The sequence below is a fragment of the Leuconostoc sp. BM2 genome, from assembly GCF_002095565.1.
Lineage (GTDB): Bacteria > Bacillota > Bacilli > Lactobacillales > Lactobacillaceae > Leuconostoc > Leuconostoc falkenbergense.
Map to the genome: position 1 here is coordinate 55,004 of NZ_MOWQ01000006.1, position 21,991 is coordinate 76,994.

Genomic DNA, 21,991 nt, shown 5'->3' on the forward strand with positions numbered 1-21,991 from the left:
AATGCCAATGCATGAATACTTTATGGGCATGACACAACTAGAGCTCATTAATCGCGCGCCGGGATTTTTCAAATATCAACCCCACAACGTAGCGGCGCACTCTTGGAAAGTGACTCAAATCGCGCAGTTTCTAGCGGATGTTGAGGAACAAAATGGCGCCAAAATTAATTGGCAATCGGTTTATGAAAAAGCCTTGAATCATGATTACACAGAACGATTTATCGGTGATATCAAAACACCCGTGAAATATGCGACCTCAACCTTACGGTCAATGTTAGCTGACGTAGAAGATTCAATGACCGAAAATTTTATCAAAACAGAAATTCCAGCGCAATTTCAAGCAGCCTATACGAGACGGCTTGGAGAAGGTAAAGACGACAGCATTGAAGGACAAATTTTGTCCATTGCTGATAAAATTGACCTGATGTATGAAGCGTATGGCGAACTTGAAAAGTTTAATCCAGAACCAGTCTATGTTTCAATTTTCCAAAGCAGTTTAGAAGCACTTTCTGAGTATCAATCAATGGCGAGTGTTAAGTATTTAGCCACTGAAATTTTACCAGACATCTTCCATGAAACTTTCATCCACAAAGCATTATTATATGATTTGGCGAAAAGTTTGCTACCTGATTTTGCTGCGAAAGTTAATAATGCTGAGCACTAAAATTTACCACTTAGAAAGGCAAATATTATGAAATTGTACGTTGTACGTCACGGGCAGACCATCTTTAATCAATTAAACAAAGTACAAGGTTGGGCTGATACACCACTTACTAAAAAAGGTGAAAAAGATGGTCAAATGGCTGGCCAACGACTAAAAAATGTCAAATTCAATGCTGCTTATTCTTCAGATACGTCGCGTGCTATCCACACGGCTGAGTTTGTTTTGGCTGAAAACAATAATTCCACACCACAACTGAAGTTTCTGCCCGAATGGCGTGAATATTTTTTTGGGAGTTTTGAAGGTGGTAGCAACGATATTATGTGGGGCGCTGTCGCTGATGCGCTCGATGTTAGCGAAAAAACGCCTGATGCGATTGCTGAATCAATACATGATATGACGGCTATCATGAACAAAATTCATGAAGTAGATCCGCAACATATTGGCGAAACTGCCGCTGATTTTTGGCAACGTATGTCCGGCGCACTGGGTCACTTAAACGCTAAGCATCAACCCAATGATAATATTTTAATTGTGACTCACGGCCAATTGATTGGTAACTTAGCGCAACACTATGGCCATCTGCAAGGCGCCCAGCGTCCTCGAAATGGTGCAGTTGCTGTCTTTGATTTGGATAATAATGGTTTGAAAGTGACTCACTTTAATGACATTGACACCATTTTTTCCTAAAAATAGATATATTTAAAAATTCTTTACTTTTATTGAGAAACAAAATAAACCTTTTAGCAATGATTTTTTCACAATTGTTTCTGAAAACATCATTGTTATTTTCTTCACAAAAATTTGATAAACGATTGACATTTTAGAGTGGAACCGGTTACAATATTATGGTAAGTGATTATCATAATTGAAGGAGATAACATGGTTAAACAAGATAGCCTGCTCACTAAGATTGCGTTTTTGGGCATTTCATTTGTCTTGACAAGTGCGTATGCTATTAACGGTGCGTTGCCACAAATGACTGAGGCATTGCACATTTCATCGACAGAGGCGCAGGTTTTGGCAACAACACCGTCTATCACGGTAACGGTTTTTGTACTCTTGAGCAGCTTCATAGCAGCAAAACTTGGTGACAAAAACACTATTATTTTGGGTGTGACGTTAGTGGGTCTAGCTGGTATTGTGCCAATGTTCACTGACTCGTATGCCATTATATTAGTTTCACGAACAGTATTGGGCGCTGGACTAGGCATTTTTAATTCATTGGCAGTATCCATGATTGCAGTAATGTACAATGGTAAAACACGCGCGGCGATGTTAGGTTATCGTGCGGCTGCTGAGCAAGTTGGACAAGCAGTTTTGACTTTATTAGCAGGCTTGTTACTAGCATTTGGATGGCGTGCGACATTTTTGGTCTATTTGATTGCCTTTCCAATTTTATTCCTGTTCATCAAGCGTGTGCCCGATACTTCAGAAATGACACCACTACAATCATCAAAAGATGATAACTTTGAACACGAGGTTGAAGAACGTTCGGCCAATTTTTCCGGTGGGCAAAAACAACGTTTATCAATTGCGCGTGGCGTGGTCGGAAATCCTAAAATTTTGATACTTGATGATTCAACATCCGCCTTGGATGCGCGATCTGAAAAATTAGTGCAAGAAGCGCTTGATCGTGATTTGAAAGGTACCACGACATTTGTGATTGCTGAAAAAATTAGCTCCGTATTACACGCAGATCGCATTTTGGTGCTTGATAATGGGCAACTTGTTGGTGTTGGGTCACATCAAGAATTATTGCAATCATCTCCTATTTATACAGAAATCTATGAGACACAGAAAGCGAAAGGAGCGAACGCATGACTGATATTAAACGCGCGGTTGTCTATTTTGCAAAATATCTTAAGCGTTATTGGCTCAGCTTAGCTTTTGTTACGGTTGTAACAGTCATTTCTATTTATTTTGAAGTTAAAGCACCAGTTTATATGGGTCAAGCTATTACGGAATTGGCTAATTATGTTGGACAATACATGAATCCTCAGACGCATCAAACTGCCAGCATGACGCCATTTTACAAAGCACTTGGCTTGATGATGTTGTTCTTCGTTGTGACTGCGATTACCATGTTCATTTCAAGTTTTATTTCCAGTCGCATTAGTGCGGAAGCTTCTGGTCGTATGCGAATTGGTTTGTTTGCCAAATTGCAGCGGATGACAATTAAGTATTTTGATACACATCGAGACGGTGAAATTTTGTCATTGTTTACGTCTGACTTGGATAATATTTTCAATGCGATGAACCAAGCTATTTTCCAGTTATTGTCACAATTTGCCCTATTTGTCGGTGTTATCTTGATGATGTTTAATCAAAATGTGAAGCTCGCATTGGTAACAATGGCTTCAACACCGGTTGCAATTATCGTCGCATGGTTTGTTATTAGTCGTGCACGTCACTATATTGATCAACAACAAGACGCCACTGGTAAAATGAACGGCTACATCAACGAGCAAATTAATGGTGAAAAAATCATTATTACGCAAGGATTACAAAAAGATTCAATTGCTGGTTTTGCCCCACATAATGAAACTGTCAAACAAGCAACTTTCAAGGGTCAAGTATACTCAGGTATGTTATTTCCTCTGATGCAAGGATTGTCTTTACTTAACTTGGCAATCGTGATATTCTTCGGTTCGTGGCTGGTTGTGCATGATGGTATGGATAAGTCAGTTGGCTTAGGCTTGATCGTAGTTTTTGTTAATTATTCACAGCAGTATTATCAGCCGATTACGCAAATTACGTCGATTTATAACATGCTTCAGCTGGCTGTTACTGGTGCACGTCGATTAAGTGATGTTGATGAGCAAGTCGAAGAAGTCACACCGGTCAATGGTCAAAAATTGACTGGCGTTGCATCTAATGTTGCGTTGAAGGATATTCATTTTGCCTATCAAGAAGATAAAGAAATCTTGCACGGTGTCTCAATTGATGTTCAAAAAGGTGAAATGGTCGCACTAGTTGGGCCAACTGGTTCTGGTAAGACAACCGTGATGAATCTATTAAATCGCTTTTATGATGTGACAGGAGGTTCTGTTACATTCGATGGTGTTGATGTCCGTGATCTAGATCTTAAGTCGTTGCGGGATCATGTTGGTATTGTGTTACAAGATTCTGTGCTATTTAGTGGCACAATCGCTGATAATATTAAATTTGGGGATCCTGAAGCTAGTGACGAAGCGATGATCTATGCTGCCAAACAGGCTAATATTCACGATTTTATCATGACATTGCCTGATACTTATCAAACCAAAGTAGATGATGAAAACTCGATATTTTCAACTGGTCAAAAGCAACTGCTTTCAATCGCTAGAACAATTTTGACAAATCCATCATTTTTAATTTTGGATGAGGCAACCTCAAACGTTGATACAGTTACAGAAGCAAGAATTCAAGCAGCAATGGATAATGTTATTGCTGGACGGACAAGTTTCGTGATTGCACATCGTTTGAAAACGATTTTGGGTGCTGATAAGATTGTCGTCTTAAAGGATGGACAAGTCATTGAAGAAGGCTCCCACGAAGCATTAGTTGCTGAAGGTGGCTTTTACGCCGAATTGTATCATAATCAAATGGTATTTGAATAAATCCGTTTAGCCACTAATTTTTCGAAAAATTAGTGGCTTTTGATTAGGAGAATAAGCGATGGTAAAAAAGGCTAAAAATGGGTCATTATTGGAAGGAAAACGCTTAAAATGTTATACTATTACTATTGCGTTTCATACGTACGTTTAGCGTGCGTTTAATTTTTGGAGGAGACAATGAACATTGGTTTGTTTACGGACACGTATTTCCCACAAGTCAGTGGGGTTGCGACCTCAATCAAAACTTTAAAAGAGGCATTAGAAGCTCAAGGACATCAGGTTTACATATTTACCTCGACGGATCCCAAAGTGCCTAAAAATAAATTTGAACCACATATTTATCGTTTTTCAAGTGTGCCATATCTCGGTTTTAAGGATCGACGATTGGCTTTTCGTGGTTTAATTCAAGCTGTTGAAATTGCTAAGTCGGTCCAACTTGATATTGTACACACACAAACTGAGTTTTCACTTGGTTTGTTGGGTAAATTTGTGGCGCGACAACTCAAAATTCCGGCTGTGCACACGTATCATACAATGTATGAGGATTACACACATTATTTTGCCAAAGGAATGCTCATTGGACCAAATGGTGTGGGTCGCATCATGAAAGCCTATATGATGAGTATGGCTGGCGTTATTGCACCTTCTAAATTAGTACAAGATACACTGGTACGCTATGGTATTACAGTACCAATGCGAATTATACCAACCGGCGTATCACTACCGAAGCGTCGCTCTACACAAGTTAATTTGCGACATAATTATCATTTTTATGATACACAACCAATCATTTTGTCTCTAGGTCGATTGGCTTTTGAAAAAAATGTCGCCATGACAATTTCGGTTTTTTCAGAGTTGCTGCAAGTGATGCCAGATGCGCGTTTAGTAATTGCCGGTGATGGACCAGCTAGAAAATCTCTGTTTGAGCAAGTGGCAGAGCTTGAATTAGAAGATAAAGTTATTTTTACAGGGATGGTTAATCACGAAGATATTGGCGATTATTACCAAATGGCAAATGTATTCGTCAGTTCATCAGACACGGAAACGCAAGGCTTAACATTTATTGAAGCTATGGCTGCCAATCGTCCTTTTGTGGCGATTTATTCTCCATACTTGGATAATTTAGTTGACAATGAAGCAATTGGCACATTAGTTAGTGATTATGATGAATTGTTGGCAGCGGTTCAAAAATATCTTGAACGACCTAATACATTGGCAGATGAGCAAGTTCGTCAAGCTAAAATGAAAGATGTTGATGCCACAAAATTTGCTGAACGTGTCTTAGCTTTTTATCAAGATATCTTGGCCGACTATCACGCTGATGATGTTGATGACGAGTATCCCAATGACGAAGAGGTCGGCTACATGAAGCGTATCTTGCGCAATCCATTTAGGAGAAGTTAATTGAAAGTTTTACTTTACTTTGAAAATCAAAAGTTAATTGCAAAATCCGGTATAGGTCGTGCCTTGAAATTACAGCAAGAAGCGCTATCACATACTGACGTGGTTGTCACAACTGACCCTAAGTCGACAGATTATGATATTTTGCACATTAATACTTATGGTGTTGAGAGTCATCACATGGTTAATAAGGCACATAAGTTGGGGAAAAAAGTGGTTTATCATGGCCATTCTACCTATGAGGATTTTCGTAACTCATTTATTGGATCTAACATGATTGCGCCGTTGTTTAAACGTTATTTAGTATCGTTGTATTCGAAGGCTGATGCGATTATCACCCCAACGCCATATTCTAAGCAACTTTTACGTGGCTATCGGCTAAGCCAACCAATCATACCAATATCAAATGGTATAGCTTTGGAAAAATATGCACATGATGACGAAAAAATCCGTCAATTCCGAGATTATTTTGATTTGTCGGATGAACAGAAAGTAGTCATGAGCGTTGGATTATTTTTTGAGCGAAAGGGTATTTTAGATTTTGTTGAATTGGCAAAACGCCACCCTGAGTATGTGTTTATTTGGTTTGGCTATACTGATTTAAGATTGGTGCCGGGTAAAATTAGTCGCCTCATTAAGGGGGATCATCCACGAAACTTGATTTTCCCCGGTTACATTACCGGTGATGTGATTCGTGGCGCCTTTCAAGGTGCGGATTTATTTTTATATCCATCTTATGAAGAAACTGAAGGTATTGTTGTGCTCGAAGCATTAGCATCAAAGCAAAATGTGTTAGTGCGTGACATTCCTGTTTATCATAATTGGTTACAGGATGGGATAAACAGTTACAAAGCGCACAGTTTTGATGAATTTGAAAGTAAAATGCAACAAATATTAAATGGTGAATTAACAGATTTGCGAGATGAGGGGTATCAATTAGCAAAAGCTCGTAATTTACCGGAAATTGGTCAACAGTTAAAAGCTGTTTACACGAATTTATTGGGGAAGTGAGTCTTAACAATGTTAAAACGTGATAGATTATCAATCATTATTGTGACCGTTTTAACCGCGGGTGTTATTTATTTTTTAACGCGGGAATTAAGTGGCAAAGGAAAGCAGCTTGAAGAAGCACTGAAACATCTTGATTGGCGCTGGTTAGTGGGCGGTCTCTTGATGATGATTGTGTCAATTGCCTTTGAAGCCGCGGCAACACGAGTGCTATTGAACAGAACGGACCGAAAAAACACTTCGTTTTTCGCCTTACTACGTGTACCTTTACTGAACTTATTAGGTACAGGTGTAACACCTTTTGCTACTGGGGGGCAACCCGCTCAATTGTACGGATTAGCGAGGGCAGGTGTTGAATCTGGTCGGGCAATGTCTGTTATTTTAATGAAATTTTTAGTCTACCAAGTCGTTGTCGTGCTATTCTTTATAGTAGGTTATGTTGCGGCAGATAATTTCATCTATTCACAAGTTGCGCCAACCTTTGCGACATTCATTCCATTTGCGATTGCTATTCACGCGGTTGTCATTGTGGGTATTGCCTTGGTGATGTTTTGGCCATCTTTGACTTTACGTCTAGTCGATTTTGTGGCCCCACTGTTTAAACGCGTTATGTCAAAACAACGGTTTGACAGTGTTATTTCAACGACGAAACAAAAAATTGATAACTTTCATGAAGAGTCACGACGAGTAATTAGTAGTTGGCAATCATTAGTCGGTTCATCAATATTTACGATGATGCAGCTGGTTGTTTTTTATTTGATTCCTTATTTTGTCATTCGTGCGTTCGGTTATGCTTCGGTAAATCCTTGGCTAATTGTCACAATGAATATTATGATTGTTATGGTTATTTCGTTATTTCCAATCCCTGGTGGTGTTGGTGGTGCCGAGTTAAGTTTTCAGCTCCTGTTTTCACCATTCGTTGAAAATTCAGCTACGCTGATTTTAGTCATTTTGATTTGGCGATTAATTACGTATTATTTTGGTATATTTGCTGGTATCATTGCATATATAATACCAGCGCGAAAAAATGTGAGGTAAGCGCATGGACAATGACACACGTCACACAAGTGATTTGAAACAAATCTTAAACCGACTCAGAGCGATGATCGATTCAACCGATAATGCCGTTCAAACGCGTCGCTTTGATGCATTTGGCATTGAGGCACTACAAGTTACTTATGACCAATTAACGCAAATATGGACTGTTCGAGAACATCGAGAGGTGCGACAATTCCAATTTGATGATATCGACCTCGTAGCGATTGAAATTTACGATGTGCTACATGATTTCAAACTAATTTATTAGGAGAGCACCAAGCAATTTTCTTAATTTAGCAAGGAGTGCGTTGACGACAATGAAACGTTTATTAAAATTAATTTCTAGTCCTAAAACATGGTGGCGACAAATAAAACGTACGATGGATACATCGGCACCAATTGTTTGGTTTTTTATTCTGAATGTGATGTTGGTTTGGCTGAAAATGTTTGCCGAATATCATATGAACTTTAACTTAGGGGCGGAAGGCGCAACACAGCAATTTTTGTTGTTTCTAAATCCAATTCCAACGGCTATTATATTTATTAGTATCGCCCTATATTTTCGTGGTGCATTGAGTTACTGGTTGGCGATTATTTTCAACTTAATTCAATCTGTTTGGCTGTTTGCAAACATGCTGTACTATCGAGAATTTTCTGATTTTCTATCGATGGGTATTTTAGGATCAGGGAGTTCGACCGGTAATAACTTGGGCAAATCTATCGCTGCGATTATTCATTGGACCGATTATTTGGTTTTCATAGACATCATTATTTTGATTGCTCTGGTTGTTTTTAAGCAGTTAACAATTGACCGCAAAGGTGTTCAGAAAAAATTTGCTATTTTGACAACATTGTTTGGTGTGATTTTAATGTTTGTTGACTATGGTATTGCATCGACGAACCGTTCAGGATTGTTGACGCGTTCGTTTGATAATAATTACATTGTTAAATATCTTGGGTTGAATGAGTATGTTGTGTTCAATGCAGTTCAAACTTATAATCAAACAGAAAGTCGGAAGCGTGCTAAACCAACCGATTTGGCTAAAGTTAAAAAATTTGTTGCAACACAAAAATTGCCAGATAATATTCAATACTATGGTACACAAAAAGGCAAAAATGTTTTTATGATTCACTTGGAATCATTCCAACAATTTTTGATTGATTATAAAGTTGACGGTCAAGAAGTAACGCCTAATTTAAATAAGTTTTATCATGACCAAAATACGTTGAGCTTTGATAATTTTTATAATCAAGTGGGGCAAGGTAAAACTTCTGATGCTGAAATGATGCAGGAAAATTCATTGTTTGGCTTAGCAACTGGTTCAGCAATGGTTAAATATGGCACCAATAATACGTTTGAGTCATTGCCGGCTATTTTGGGACAACGTGGTTATACGACGGCAGCCTTTCATGGCGATGTTGCCAGCTTTTGGAACAGAGATAATACCTACAAATCATTTGGTTACGACTATTTCTTTTCAAAATCTTACTATTCCAACGCTAATAAGGCGAACTATAACATTGGTTATGGGATGAAAGACAAAATATTCTTACGAGATAGTGCTCAGTACATTGAGCAACTGCCACAACCATTCTATGCAAAGTTAATCACGGTTACTAACCACTACCCATACGATTTAGATAAGCAAAACATTGATTTTCCGGCGACCAAAACAGGTGATAATACAGTTGACGGCTATGTTCAAACAGCTCATTATTTGGACCAATCTTTTGGCGAATTAATGACGTACCTTAAAAAAGTTGGACTCTATAATAATTCAGTGTTTGTGCTTTATGGTGACCATTATGGTATTTCTGAAAATCATCAACCAGCAATTGCGCAATTACTTGGAAAAGACAAAGTCACGAATTACGATTTAGCCAATTTCCAAAAGGTACCGTTTATGATTCATGCGACTGGTCTCAAAGGTGGTATTAATCACACTTATGGTGGTGAAATTGATATGATGCCAACTTTGTTGGACGTGTTAGGCGTGCCAGATGATGGGATGACTATGTTTGGGCAAGATATGCTATCGAGCAATTACAAAGGTAAAGTTGTTTTCCGAGATGGTGATTGGATAACGCCAAATTATACAAAGTTTAATAATCAATACTTTAATACGCAAACGGGAGAGCAGGTCACAGAAAGTGCCGATAAGCAACTGAAAAAGGTAGCCAAAACTATGTCAGCTTATGCGACAAAAGTGCTTGGCTATTCAGATGAGGTTATCACTGGTGATTTGCTGAGATTTGATACATCACGATCAGACTTCCATGCGGTAAACAAAAAAGATTATAATTACAAAAAGTCTGCTGGTTTAGCAGCCTTGAAAAAGGCACAAAAAAGTAATCCATCAAGTATTTTGGCACAAAATAAGGGCAAATCCACATTGAGCGATTATGTGACAGATGCACCTGAGTTAAAAAGTGACGATTCAGATAAGTAAAAAATGGCGAACAAGGTTCAACTAGAACATTTGTTCGTTTTTTGATATAATGAAATAAGATTGTCTCAAAAAATAGTGATACGGTGACGAAAAGAGAAAATAATATGATTGAACACCAAACAGATCATGAATTTGAAGTGGTCTCAAAATATCAGCCAACCGGTGATCAGCCGCAAGCCATCGAGCAGCTAGTCAGTGGTTTAAATAATAATGTAAAAGAACAAATTTTACTTGGTGCTACGGGCACAGGTAAGACATTTACTATTTCGAACGTCATTAAGAATGCGCAAAGGCCAACACTAGTTCTTAGCCATAATAAAACGTTAGCAGGCCAACTGTATAGCGAATTAAAAGAATTTTTTCCAAATAATGCTGTCGAATATTTTGTATCATATTATGATTATTATCAACCAGAAGCTTATGTACCAAGTTCCGATACTTTTATTGAAAAAGATTCCGCTGTCAATGATGAGATTGATAAATTACGTAACTCGGCAACAAGTGCGTTGTTAGAACGACGTGATACAATCGTGGTGGCTTCTGTCAGTTCGATTTTTGGATTGGGTGATCCACATCAGTATAAAGATCATGTCATTAGTTTGCGGGTAGGCAATGAGTACGGTCGTGACCAACTAATGCGTGACCTTATTGACGTTCAATTTACACGAAACGACATTGATTTTCATCGTGGCACTTTCCGAGTTCGTGGTGATGTCGTCGAAATTTTTCCAGCGTCACAGGATGAAATGGCGCTACGCGTAGAATTTTTTGGTGATGAGGTTGATCGTATCCGAGAAATTAATTCTTTAACAGGCGAAACAGTAGCAGAACGTGAGCATGTTGCCATTTTTCCAGCTAAGCATTTCATGACAGATGACGACCAAATGCGTGTTGCGCTTGAGGGTATTCGCCAAGAAATGAACGAACAAGTTGCAAAGTTTGAAAAAGAAGGTAAATTAATCGAAGCACAGCGCATTAAGCAACGTACTGAATATGATTTAGCCATGCTCGAAGAAATGGGATTTGTTGGTGGTATTGAAAACTATTCACGTTGGATGGATGGCCGTCAAGCCGGCGAGCCACCATTTACACTTCTTGACTTTTTCCCAGATGATTTTCTGATTGTGGTGGATGAAAGCCATGTGACAATGCCGCAGGTAAGGGGGATGTTTAATGGCGACAAGGCGCGTAAAGAAACATTGGTGAACTATGGTTTTCGATTACCAAGTGCATTAGATAATCGGCCACTAACATTACCAGAATTTGAGCAACATGTGAATCAAATCATTTACATGTCAGCCACACCGGGCGATTATGAAATGAACCGTGTAACACCTGATCATATCGCACAGCAAATTATTCGTCCCACTGGTCTGCTTGATCCAGAGGTTGAGGTACGTCCAGTTATGGGCCAAATTGATGATTTGGTGGGCGAAATTAATTTGCGATCGAAACGTGACGAACGCGTCTTCATTACGACGCTTACTAAGCGGATGGCAGAGGATTTAACTGATTACTTAAAAGATTTGGGCATTAAAGTTGCCTACTTACATGCTGACATCAAGACATTAGAGAGAACGGAAATTATTCGTGATTTACGTTTAGGGAAGTACGATGTTTTGATTGGCATTAACTTGTTACGTGAAGGTATTGACGTGCCTGAAGTGTCCTTAGTGGCAATTTTAGATGCGGACAAGGAAGGCTTTTTGCGTAATCCGCGCTCATTGATTCAAACTATTGGCCGTGCAGCACGTAACGAAAATGGTCATGTCATCATGTATGCCGATAAAATCACAGCGTCGATGGCAGAAGCAATGGCAGAAACTAGTCGACGTCGTGAGATACAAATGGCCTATAATGAAGCGCATGACATTACGCCAAAGACCATTAAAAAGGAAATTAGAGACCTTATTTCAATTACGCACGCTGCTGTTTCGGATGAAAAAGCAGTTGATTTGACGCAAGTGGCGTTTGATGATTTGCCAGCAGATGAGCAACAGGCTATTATTGATAATTTGACGGCACAAATGAAAGCAGCTGCTAAAGCGCTGGACTTTGAAGAAGCCGCGCAATTGCGTGATAGTGTCATGACATTAAAAACACGTGCTGGTCATTAACCAACACTATTTAAATTAATTTAAAGAGAAAAAGAATGGCAAAAACACAAATAGAAATTCGTGGTGCTCGGGCACATAATCTAAAAAACATTGATGTGGATATACCAAAAGATCGCTTGACTGTTGTCACTGGTTTGTCGGGATCTGGTAAATCGTCGTTGGCATTTGATACACTTTATGCTGAAGGCCAACGTCGCTACGTGGAAAGCTTAAGTTCTTACGCTCGCCAATTTTTAGGTCAAATGGATAAACCAGATGTCGATTCTATTGATGGACTATCACCGGCGATTTCGATTGATCAAAAAACAACCTCCAATAATCCCAGATCAACGGTTGGGACTGTCACAGAAATTAATGACTATTTTAGGCTATTATATGCACGAGTTGGACGTCCAGACGATCCGGCTGACGGCACAAAAATTATGTACACAATTGATCAAATGGTCAATGATGTACTTGAACAGTTGGCTGAGGGTAGCCGTTTACAGGTTTTTGCACCGATCATTCAGCATCAACGTGGCTCACACGCTTCAGCTTTTGATGTGATGCGTAAACAAGGCTACATTCGTGCCCGAGTTGATGGTAAATTGATTGAGTTAGACTCAGACAATATCACATTAGATAAAAATGTAGCACACGATATCGATGTAATGGTTGATCGTATCGTTTTACGTGGTAACTCACGTTCACGCTTATATGATTCAATTGAATCAGCAGTACGGCTCGCGGCTGGTCGCGTGACAATTGATGTCGTTTCACGAGATGAAAAAGCAGAAGCAATTGTTCTAAAGTATTCAGATCATTATCTTGGTGAATTAAAAGATTTTCGTGTTGGTCGATTAGAACCGCGACTATTTAGTTTTAATGCACCGCTAGGTGCTTGTGAATTTTGTCAAGGATTAGGTGTTACACGCGAAGTCGATACTGATTTGGTTATTCCGGATTCACAAAAGTCTCTCAATGACGGGGCTATCGTACCATGGAACCCAATTTCATCTAATTATTATCCTGAAATGCTAAAGCAGTTTGCTGAGCAATTCAAGATTGATATGAACAAACCATTTGAGAAATTAACCACTAAACAAAAAGCCCTTATCCTAAATGGTTCTGGTGACAAGGACTTTCATTTTCATTATGAAAATGATTTTGGTGGTGTTCGTGATGTGGATATACCATTCGAAGGTGTTATCAACAACATCACTCGACGGTTTAACGAAACTAATTCTGATTTTACACGAGACCAAATGGCCAACTACATGACAGAGTTGACTTGTAAATCTTGTGGTGGATACCGTTTGAACCCGGCAGCTTTATCAGTTAAAATTGCGGGTAAGCATATTGGTGAAGTTTCTGAAATGCCTGTTGACCAAGAACTTGATTTTTTTAATGGTATCAGCTTAGGTCAACAAGATACAGAAATTGCCGCGCCGATTATTAAAGAAATTAAAGATCGTTTGGGATTTTTGGAAAGTGTTGGCTTAAAGTATTTAACGCTTTCTCGTTCTGCTCGGACACTATCCGGTGGCGAGTCTCAGCGTATTCGCTTGGCTACGCAAATTGGTTCTAATTTATCTGGTGTGTTATATGTTTTAGATGAACCATCTATTGGACTGCACCAAAGGGATAATGACATGCTTTTGGCATCATTGCAACGTATGCGTGATTTAGGTAATACGTTAGTAGTTGTGGAACATGATGAGGACACAATGCGTGCTGCTGACTACCTGATTGATGTTGGCCCGGGTGCTGGTGAACTTGGTGGAAAAATTGTTGCCAGTGGCACACCGGCGATTGTAGAGGCCAATCCCAACTCCTTAACGGGGCAATATCTGTCCGGTAAAAAATATATTCCCGTGCCGATTAAGCGTCGATCAGGAAATGGTGAGTGCATTACCATTAAAGGCGCTAAAGAAAACAACCTTAAAAATGTCACCGTAAAGTTTCCTTTGGGGAAGTTTATTGCTGTTACTGGGGTGTCTGGATCAGGAAAGTCAACGTTAGTTAACACGATTTTAAAACGAGCCCTCAAGCAAAAACTAAACAATAATTCTGAAAAACCTGGTCGTTTTCGTGCCATTGATGGTGTTGAAAATATTGAACAAGTTGTTGACATTGATCAATCACCAATCGGGCGGACGCCTCGTTCAAATCCTGCTACGTATACCGGCGTATTTGATGATATTCGTGATTTGTTTGCACAGACAAATGAAGCAAAAATGCGTGGCTACAATAAGGGGCGGTTTTCATTCAATACCAAAGGGGGTCGTTGCGAAAATTGTCGTGGTGATGGTGTTATCAAAATTGAAATGAACTTTTTGCCAGATGTCTATGTGGCTTGTGAGGTATGTGGCGGCACACGTTATAATTCTGAAACACTTGAAGTGAGCTACAAAGGCAAAAATATTTCACAAGTGCTGAACATGACAGCAACTGAAGCCCTTGATTTTTTTGCGCCAATTCCTAAAATAGCCCGAAAGTTGCAAACTATTAACGATGTTGGCTTAGGCTATGTCACATTAGGTCAGTCAGCCACAACCCTTTCGGGTGGTGAAGCACAGAGAATGAAACTGGCATCTGAATTGCATCGTCGTACTAATGGTAAAACGATGTATATTTTGGATGAGCCAACCACAGGGCTTCACACAGACGATATTGCGCGGTTACTGCTAGTTCTTGAAAGATTGGTTGATGCTGGCAATACAGTGGTTGTGATCGAACATAATTTAGATGTCATTAAATCTGCTGATTGGCTGATTGATATGGGACCTGAAGGTGGCGCAGGTGGTGGTGAAGTACTAGTCACGGGAACACCTGAAAAGGTCATGAAAACAGCTCAGTCCTATACAGGGCGTTATCTCAAAACGATTATTGAACGTGATTTGGCTCGTGCTAAATAGTTGCATTCCTATTTAAATGTGGTATAGTTATTAATTGTAAGTAAGATTGCTAGAGTAATTAATGTCATAAGACACTAATTACTCCGTCCCTATTTGCAAAAAAACAAATTGGAGATCTCATACAATGACAGAAAAATTAGACATTGCTTCAGCGGCTCGCAAGTTGAAAAGTCCTAATATTAAGACGCGTAAACGTGCCTTAAAGGCAATTCACGACCTAGCCCGTCAAAAAACAGTTTCTAAGTAGCATCTAGTCGTCCTACAAAATTGTGGGGCGGCTTTTTGTGTTAAAATTAAGTTAGTTTTTGGAAAGGTGCAAAATATGAAACCTAAAATCGTGATTATTGGCGGTGGTTCTGGCTTGCCAGTTATCATCAAGCCATTGGTCAGAGAAGCGGTTGATTTATCAGCCATTGTGACTGTTGCTGATGATGGTGGTTCAAGTGGGCTGCTAAGAGATTACATTAATATTGTCCCACCTGGCGATATTCGTAATATTTTGGTGGCTATGGCCGATGTTGACCCAGAAATTTTGAAGCTATTACAGTACCGTTTTCACGCAGAAGATGCATTTTTCGCAGAACATGCTGTGGGTAATTTAATTATTGCTGCAATTACGGAAATGCAGGGTAATATTTTTGATGCGGTGCAACGTTTAGCAGCGTTTTTACGTGTGCGTGGACATGTCTATCCAGTTTCAAATGAGCCACTGGTTTTACATGCAGAGTTTAAAAATGGATCAACTTTAGCTGGTGAGTCTGAGATTACGCATGCGCATCAGACGATTGATCATGTCTGGGTTACCGGCGATGAACCGGGTGAGGAACCTAAGGCAGCACCAGAAGTTGTGACAGCAATCATGAACGCGGATATGGTAGTATATGGACCAGGAAGCTTGTTTACTTCGATTTTACCAAACGTTGTGGTGCCAGAAGTGAGACAGGCTCTCCAGCAAACATCAGCCAAACAAGTCTATATTGCTAACATTATGACGCAAAAAGGCGAAACAGATGCGTATACAGATGCACAACATTTGCTAGCCCTTAACGCACATATTGGTGCTCCCGTCGTTAACTATGTTGTTTCAAACAGTAAAAAGGTACCAGACGATTTCGTTGATTTTCAAAAATGGAATGAGATTTCGAAACAAGTTAAACTTGATGAACCAGCGGTCAAAGTTCAAGGGGCACAGCAAATTGCCGGCGATTTTTTGCAATTGCGTGATGCCGGTGCTTTTCATGATGGTCAAAAAATTGCTGATAAATTGATTGAAATTTTAGGAAAACGATAGATGTCTTACGCTGCTGAAGTAAAAAAAGAACTGACTGGTTTGATTGTTCATGGTGCTAACGCTAAAGCGGAGTTATCGGCACTTATGCGTATGAATGGTGTCAGTACACTTGGACTAGATCAAAGTATTCGTGTCCAGACGGAAAATGCTGCAATTGCTAGACGTATTTATACACTTTTAAAACAAAGTTATGCCAATGTTGAGGTCGAAGTAACAGTCAGTGACCATAATCATCTTTCTCGGCACAAGTCATACGGTGTGTTGCTGAAAAGCCAGATTGATGATGTACTAAATGATCTCGGTGTTGACCCCTTTGGGCTTCATCCGGAAATTCCGTCACGAATTTTAAATCAAGTCGATAAAAAAAGGTCATTTCTACGCGGCGCTTTTTTAGCGACAGGTTCTGTAAATTCGCCCGAAAAAGCAAATTATCATTTAGAAATCTATACAACGCATGAAGAACTAGGCGAGCAACTTTTGGTGATGATGTCCGGGTTTGATTTGCCAGCCAAAATGACTGATCGCGGTAATGGCTTTATTGTCTATTTGAAACGTGCTGAAAAAATTGTTGATTTTTTACAAACCATTGGTGCGACACAATCAATGTTACGCTTTGAAGACATTAGAATGATGCGCGATATGCGAAATTCGGTGAATCGGTTGGTTAATGCTGAAACGGCTAACATGCAAAAAACGGCGATTGCCGCTAATAAACAAGTATCGCAGATTCAGATGATCGCAAAGCAAATTGGTGGTTTGGACTTTCTACCACAAAAACTGCGCGAAGTGGCACAAGCAAGACTAGATCATCCTGATGAATCACTAGCTGAACTTGGTGATATATTAGAAATTAGTAAATCAGGCGTTAATCATCGTATGCGAAAATTAAAGCAATTGGCAGAAATGATTGAAGCTGGTGAAACCTATGATTTAACGAAATTGTAAATTTTTAGCACTCGCGTCGTTAATGTGCTAAAATAATAATAAGTTAATTATTTGAATTAACCAAGCTAAGATACGAGGTAAAATTTATGTGGCCCGGAGTTATTGAACAAACTGCAAATGGACGTGAAAACTATGATTTGCCATCACGTTTATTAAAAGATCGTATTATTTTGGTGCAAGGAGAGGTCGAAGACAGTATGGCGACATCTATTGTTGCTCAGTTGCTGTTTTTGGAGGCTCAAGATCCAAATAAAGAAATTTCGATGTATATTAATTCACCCGGCGGTTCTGTAACAGCTGGATTATCAATCACCGACACGATGAACTTTATTAAAGCACCTGTGACAACTATTGTGATGGGACTCGCAGCTTCGATGGGGACTATAATTGCTGCTTCAGGTGAAAAGGGTCATCGTTATATGCTGCCTAATGCTGAGTACTTAATTCATCAACCAATGGGTGGTGCTGCCGGCGGTACGCAACAGACCGACATGGCGATTATTGCTGAGCAATTGACCAAAACACGTGCAAAATTGAACAAAATTTTGGCTGATGCTTCTGGTAAGGATTTGGATCAAATCGCGCACGATACTGAACGTGATAACTGGATGAGTGCCGAAGAGACATTGGAATACGGTTTTATTGACGGTATTTTAACAAAGTCTGGTGATAAGCCTATCTCAAAATAAAAACAACCGAGAGGTTGTTTTTTAATGCAGAAAAAAAGCAGCTTCATCACGGCTGCTTTCATGAATTTAGATGTTGCGGGCATCTAAAAAATTCGAAGGAGAGTCATCTAGCGATGACGTTATTTAGGAGAGTTTCCAGCGCGTGTTGCTCTGGAATATCTATAATATTACAGCTTAATTGTGAATAAAGTGTGTTTTTAGTTTAAGCATTTTGAGAACAAATTATGAGAAAAAATAGATGCGTGATAATTAAATGTCGTGCTTTCATTAGTGAAATAGGGTACAATGTAAGTGTAATAAAATTTTGGAGGAACTCATGAAGATTTTTGCTTACGGTATTCGTGATGATGAAAAGCCATCACTTGAAGAATGGAAAGCTGCTAACCCAGAGGTTGAAGTTGACTATACACAAGATTTGTTGACACCTGAAACAGCTAAATTAGCTGAAGGGGCTGATTCAGCTGTTGTTTATCAACAATTGGATTATACTCGTGAAACATTGACTGCTTTAGCTAATGTTGGTGTTACTAACTTATCTTTGCGTAATGTTGGAACAGATAACATTGATTTTGATGCTGCGCGTGAATTCAATTTTAATATTTCAAATGTCCCAGTTTATTCACCAAATGCAATTGCTGAACATTCAATGATTCAATTGTCACGTTTGCTACGTCGTACAAAAGCTTTGGATGCAAAGATCGCTAAGCATGATTTGCGTTGGGCACCAACAATTGGTCGCGAAATGCGTATGCAAACTGTTGGCGTTATTGGTACAGGCCATATTGGCCGTGTTGCCATTAACATTTTAAAGGGATTCGGCGCAAAAGTGATTGCCTACGACAAGTTCCCAAATGCTGAATTGCAAGCTGAAGGTTTGTATGTTGACACACTTGATGAATTGTATGCGCAAGCAGACGCCATTTCACTTTACGTGCCAGGTGTTCCTGAAAATCATCATTTGATTAACGCTGATGCGATTTCAAAGATGAAAGATGGTGTTGTTATCATGAACGCTGCTCGTGGTAATTTGATGGACATTGATGCCGTGATTGATGGTTTGAATTCTGGTAAAATTTCTGATTTTGGTATGGATGTTTACGAAAACGAAGTTGGTTTGTTCAATGAAGATTGGTCAGACAAGGAATTCCCAGATCCAAAGATTGCTGATTTGATTGCACGCGAAAATGTTTTGGTTACACCACATACAGCTTTCTATACAACAAAGGCTGTCTTAGAAATGGTTCACCAATCATTCGATGCCGCGGTTGCATTTGCAAAAGGTGAAACACCAGCCATTGCAGTTAAATATTAATTGAACGTATTTTACAAACATAAAACTGTTAAATTCCCAGACTAGACATCTGGGAATTTTTATGCGGGGTACTTGTGAAATGATAATCAAGTGATATAATTGTTAGTGTAATATATTTATGTGCTGTGTTGTTGAGATAGTGGGAGACATCACAAGCGTTGGAAAGAGGAAATTTGATATGACTATCAAAGCAGACGGCCAGAAATGGTCATCAAAAGCGTCGCAGGAAGTTCGGAATGAGGCTTATGCACGCAAAGCAAAAGAAAATGCGCCCGTGGCCTTTAGTGGTCAAACTAATTTACATTTAAAGGATTTTTTCTTTAAAGTATTATCAGGATCAGCTCAGGGAATTTTGATTGGTGTTTTGCCATCGGCTGTGATGAAATACATTATTCAATATTCAGGTTTAGGCACAACTGCTTTTGGTGCTAACTTGAGCGCTATTCTAACTTTATTTACATCGTTGATTCCATTTTTAATTGGTATGGCTGTTGCTTTACAATTTAAGATGAAGAGCTTGGATGTTGGTGTTGTGGCTATTGCAACAGCGGTTGCATCTGGTTCAATCAAATGGGCAGTTGCGCCAGCAGGGTTTGTTAACCCAGTAACTGGTTTGAAATCAGTGCGCCAGCAAACATTTACATTGCCAGTGGTGCTGGTGATGTTATCAATGCTATGATTGTGTCTGCGATTGCTGTCTTTGTGACATGGTTAGTAGCCCGCTATTTGAAAGGATTTGGTTCAGTTGCAATTATTTTGAGCCCAATTATTGTTGGCGGTGGTGTTGGATTAATTGGTAAATCTATTGCACCTTATGTTGGTGATATTACGACTTGGATTGGTAACTTGGTGGAAACATTTACAAAGTTAGCGCCAATCCCAATGGCAATGTTGATTGCTATGGCGTTTGCAATTATCATTATCACACCTGTGTCAACTGTTGGTATTGCCTTGGCAATTAGTTTGTCTGGTATTGGTTCAGGTGCCGCAGCGATGGGTGTTGTGGCAACGACTATCGTCTTGCTAATTAATTCTTGGAAGGTGAATAAGCCCGGTGTAACGGTTGCGATTGCTTTGGGTGCTATGAAAGGTATGATGCCTTCTGTATTTGCTAAGCCTGTAACAATGTTGCCATTCTTATTGACGGCCGCAATTTCAGGTATTCCAGTGGCACTATTTAATATTCAAGGAACACCAACAACTGCTGGATTTGGTTACATTGGTTTGGTTTCTCCAATTCAGTCAATGGTTAAAGATGCTGCAGTGCCATCTTCAGTGATGAATAACTTCATCAATCCATTTGTGGCGATTATTGCATGGTTAGTCATTCCAGTCATTGCAGGGCTCATTGCACAATTTGTTTTCAGTAAGTTATTGAAATTATATACACCAATGGATTTCCAACAAGACTTGTAATTTATAATAAAAAATACATTGGCATAACAAAGCCATTGTATTTTGGGGTTATAGTATAGAGGGAGTACGGCTGGTTCGCAATCAGCAAACACGGGTTCGATTCCCGTTAGCTCCAATTAACATTTCATGGCGTTGCATAGGTTTCAAAAACCTTGATGTAGCGCTTTTTCTTATGAAAAACGTTGCACTGTATTTCATAGCATTTCACACAAAATGGGAAACTTTTAGGGAAACATTTTAAATACGCAAGTAGGCAGTGTAACGGCGTTTGAGCCGTTTTTTGGTGCAAATAATTGCCAACAATGTACAAATTATATTTATCCCAATGAGTATAAGCCGATTTTTATATCCATGCATTGGCCTTTTTATAAATACCTGTATCTAAATTATGGGTAGTATATTCTAATAATAAAGCATATAAGTAATCAAGGTCAGAGTGGCGCATTTTAGTCGCTCACACTTGATGTCTTAATAAGTGTATACTTGCCTAAAACAGGAGATTGTACTTTATGGTTACAGTTGGAGAAGCTTACAGAGTAATTAATAATTTTTGCTCATAAGTCAATAATTCGGACTATTTTTTATCTAGGGCTGAACTGATTAGGCAACTTTTATTTTTTGATTGGCAAGACTGATTCTTTCGTTGTTGAACCAATGAATATACTTGGACACATCTAAAATTAGATGTGCAATCGATGGAAACCGGAATTGATAAATCATTTCACGCTTTAATAGGGAGTGAAAACTTTCAATTTTGGCATTATCATATGGATGTCCTAGTTTTGAATACGAATGATCAATTTTATGTCGCTTTAACAAATTTTCAAAGCCAAAACTAGTGAACTGACTGCCCATATCAGTATGTAAATAATTTGGTTTTTTATCAGTTGACAGCGATCTTTGTAGTGTTGTAACTACCAATTTGGTATCCATCGTGGCACTGATTTGATGGGCTAATATCTTACGCGTTTGTAACTCTAAAACTGACGCTAAATAGACCCACTGACCATTACTCAACTTTAAATAAGTGATGTCCATGCTCCAAGCGTTGGCTTCGGGTGAATGCCTGATTAAGTTGGGACGTTGACGATAATCAACAGTTGTCGTTGGTTTGTTAAATCGACGACTCATGACAGAGTATATGCCAGCTTCTCGCATTAAACGACG

The 21,991-nt window shown here is 39.1% G+C and carries 17 protein-coding genes, 1 tRNA gene and 1 pseudogene; 18 read left to right on the forward strand and 1 reads right to left on the reverse strand.

Features of this window, described 5'->3' with window-relative positions; all coding sequences use genetic code 11:
- Position 1 precedes the first annotated feature (1 nt).
- The 18 genes and pseudogenes from BMG01_RS03435 (at position 2) to BMG01_RS03515 (ending at position 20,939) form a co-directional block, all read left to right on the forward strand.
- On the forward strand, positions 2-664 hold the full coding sequence (locus BMG01_RS03435; RefSeq protein ID WP_004911426.1) for a YfbR-like 5'-deoxynucleotidase: 663 nt from the start codon (positions 2-4) through the stop codon (positions 662-664).
- A gap of 27 nt (positions 665-691) precedes the next feature.
- The gene (locus tag BMG01_RS03440) at positions 692-1,351 is read left to right on the forward strand and encodes a histidine phosphatase family protein (RefSeq protein WP_004911423.1); all 660 of its coding nucleotides are present in this window, start codon (positions 692-694) and stop codon (positions 1,349-1,351) included.
- A 192-nt stretch (positions 1,352-1,543) separates the two neighbouring features.
- Positions 1,544-2,485: an MFS transporter gene (locus tag BMG01_RS11615; RefSeq protein ID WP_080539865.1), complete on the forward strand. Its 942-nt coding sequence runs from the start codon at positions 1,544-1,546 to the stop codon at positions 2,483-2,485.
- A complete protein-coding gene (locus tag BMG01_RS03450; RefSeq protein WP_004911416.1) occupies positions 2,482-4,263 on the forward strand; it encodes an ABC transporter ATP-binding protein in 1,782 nt (593 codons plus the stop codon). Before BMG01_RS11615 ends, BMG01_RS03450 begins: the two co-directional genes overlap by 4 nt.
- A gap of 174 nt (positions 4,264-4,437) precedes the next feature.
- Positions 4,438-5,664: a glycosyltransferase family 4 protein gene (locus BMG01_RS03455; RefSeq protein WP_004911414.1), complete on the forward strand. Its 1,227-nt coding sequence runs from the start codon at positions 4,438-4,440 to the stop codon at positions 5,662-5,664.
- Positions 5,665-6,672, forward strand: coding sequence for a glycosyltransferase family 4 protein (locus BMG01_RS03460; protein ID WP_004911412.1), 1,008 nt, complete (start codon positions 5,665-5,667; stop codon positions 6,670-6,672).
- Positions 6,673-6,681: 9 nt separating this feature from the next.
- The gene (locus BMG01_RS03465; RefSeq protein WP_004911411.1) at positions 6,682-7,707 is read left to right on the forward strand and encodes a lysylphosphatidylglycerol synthase transmembrane domain-containing protein; all 1,026 of its coding nucleotides are present in this window, start codon (positions 6,682-6,684) and stop codon (positions 7,705-7,707) included.
- A 4-nt stretch (positions 7,708-7,711) separates the two neighbouring features.
- A complete protein-coding gene (locus tag BMG01_RS03470; RefSeq protein ID WP_004911407.1) occupies positions 7,712-7,975 on the forward strand; it encodes a YkuJ family protein in 264 nt (87 codons plus the stop codon).
- A 49-nt stretch (positions 7,976-8,024) separates the two neighbouring features.
- Positions 8,025-10,157, forward strand: coding sequence for an LTA synthase family protein (locus tag BMG01_RS03475; RefSeq protein ID WP_004911403.1), 2,133 nt, complete (start codon positions 8,025-8,027; stop codon positions 10,155-10,157).
- A gap of 104 nt (positions 10,158-10,261) precedes the next feature.
- Positions 10,262-12,274 (forward strand): excinuclease ABC subunit UvrB, encoded by a 2,013-nt coding sequence (uvrB, locus tag BMG01_RS03480; protein WP_004911401.1) that lies wholly within the window; start codon positions 10,262-10,264, stop codon positions 12,272-12,274.
- Positions 12,275-12,309: 35 nt separating this feature from the next.
- Positions 12,310-15,171, forward strand: a complete 2,862-nt coding sequence (gene uvrA, locus BMG01_RS03485) for an excinuclease ABC subunit UvrA (protein WP_004911395.1) — start codon at positions 12,310-12,312, stop codon at positions 15,169-15,171.
- Positions 15,172-15,295: 124 nt separating this feature from the next.
- Positions 15,296-15,418: a putative metal homeostasis protein gene (locus BMG01_RS11175; protein WP_004911390.1), complete on the forward strand. Its 123-nt coding sequence runs from the start codon at positions 15,296-15,298 to the stop codon at positions 15,416-15,418.
- Between the two features lie 75 nt (positions 15,419-15,493).
- Complete coding sequence (yvcK, locus tag BMG01_RS03490) at positions 15,494-16,462, forward strand: gluconeogenesis factor YvcK family protein (RefSeq protein ID WP_004911387.1); 969 nt, start codon at positions 15,494-15,496, stop codon at positions 16,460-16,462.
- Positions 16,463-17,407: a DNA-binding protein WhiA gene (gene whiA, locus BMG01_RS03495; RefSeq protein WP_004911385.1), complete on the forward strand. Its 945-nt coding sequence runs from the start codon at positions 16,463-16,465 to the stop codon at positions 17,405-17,407.
- Between the two features lie 86 nt (positions 17,408-17,493).
- Positions 17,494-18,096: an ATP-dependent Clp protease proteolytic subunit gene (locus BMG01_RS03500; RefSeq protein ID WP_004911383.1), complete on the forward strand. Its 603-nt coding sequence runs from the start codon at positions 17,494-17,496 to the stop codon at positions 18,094-18,096.
- A gap of 316 nt (positions 18,097-18,412) precedes the next feature.
- Positions 18,413-19,408, forward strand: coding sequence for a D-2-hydroxyacid dehydrogenase (locus tag BMG01_RS03505; protein WP_004911380.1), 996 nt, complete (start codon positions 18,413-18,415; stop codon positions 19,406-19,408).
- A gap of 178 nt (positions 19,409-19,586) precedes the next feature.
- A pseudogene (locus BMG01_RS03510) lies at positions 19,587-20,824 on the forward strand (PTS sugar transporter subunit IIC).
- Positions 20,825-20,868: 44 nt separating this feature from the next.
- Positions 20,869-20,939 (forward strand) — tRNA-Ala (locus BMG01_RS03515).
- Positions 20,940-21,424: 485 nt separating this feature from the next.
- On the opposite strand, the gene BMG01_RS03520 is transcribed toward BMG01_RS03515, so the two are convergent.
- Positions 21,425-21,991, reverse strand: a 567-nt coding sequence (locus BMG01_RS03520; RefSeq protein ID WP_143472283.1) for an IS3 family transposase, incomplete at its 5' end; no start/stop codon positions are given.

What these genes read in the sequence shown, in the direction of transcription:
- BMG01_RS03465 (WP_004911411.1), top strand. Translation starts at nt 6,682, where the DNA reads ATGTTAAAACGTGATAGATTATCAATCATTATTGTGACCGTTTTAACC.
- BMG01_RS03450 (WP_004911416.1), top strand. Translation starts at nt 2,482, where the DNA reads ATGACTGATATTAAACGCGCGGTTGTCTATTTTGCAAAATATCTTAAG.
- BMG01_RS11615 (WP_080539865.1), top strand. Translation starts at nt 1,544, where the DNA reads ATGGTTAAACAAGATAGCCTGCTCACTAAGATTGCGTTTTTGGGCATT.
- BMG01_RS03475 (WP_004911403.1), top strand. Translation starts at nt 8,025, where the DNA reads ATGAAACGTTTATTAAAATTAATTTCTAGTCCTAAAACATGGTGGCGA.
- BMG01_RS03505 (WP_004911380.1), top strand. Translation starts at nt 18,413, where the DNA reads ATGAAGATTTTTGCTTACGGTATTCGTGATGATGAAAAGCCATCACTT.
- uvrB (WP_004911401.1), top strand. Translation starts at nt 10,262, where the DNA reads ATGATTGAACACCAAACAGATCATGAATTTGAAGTGGTCTCAAAATAT.
- BMG01_RS03470 (WP_004911407.1), top strand. Translation starts at nt 7,712, where the DNA reads ATGGACAATGACACACGTCACACAAGTGATTTGAAACAAATCTTAAAC.
- uvrA (WP_004911395.1), top strand. Translation starts at nt 12,310, where the DNA reads ATGGCAAAAACACAAATAGAAATTCGTGGTGCTCGGGCACATAATCTA.
- BMG01_RS03500 (WP_004911383.1), top strand. Translation starts at nt 17,494, where the DNA reads ATGTGGCCCGGAGTTATTGAACAAACTGCAAATGGACGTGAAAACTAT.
- whiA (WP_004911385.1), top strand. Translation starts at nt 16,463, where the DNA reads ATGTCTTACGCTGCTGAAGTAAAAAAAGAACTGACTGGTTTGATTGTT.
- BMG01_RS03435 (WP_004911426.1), top strand. Translation starts at nt 2, where the DNA reads ATGCCAATGCATGAATACTTTATGGGCATGACACAACTAGAGCTCATT.
- BMG01_RS03455 (WP_004911414.1), top strand. Translation starts at nt 4,438, where the DNA reads ATGAACATTGGTTTGTTTACGGACACGTATTTCCCACAAGTCAGTGGG.
- yvcK (WP_004911387.1), top strand. Translation starts at nt 15,494, where the DNA reads ATGAAACCTAAAATCGTGATTATTGGCGGTGGTTCTGGCTTGCCAGTT.
- BMG01_RS11175 (WP_004911390.1), top strand. Translation starts at nt 15,296, where the DNA reads ATGACAGAAAAATTAGACATTGCTTCAGCGGCTCGCAAGTTGAAAAGT.
- BMG01_RS03440 (WP_004911423.1), top strand. Translation starts at nt 692, where the DNA reads ATGAAATTGTACGTTGTACGTCACGGGCAGACCATCTTTAATCAATTA.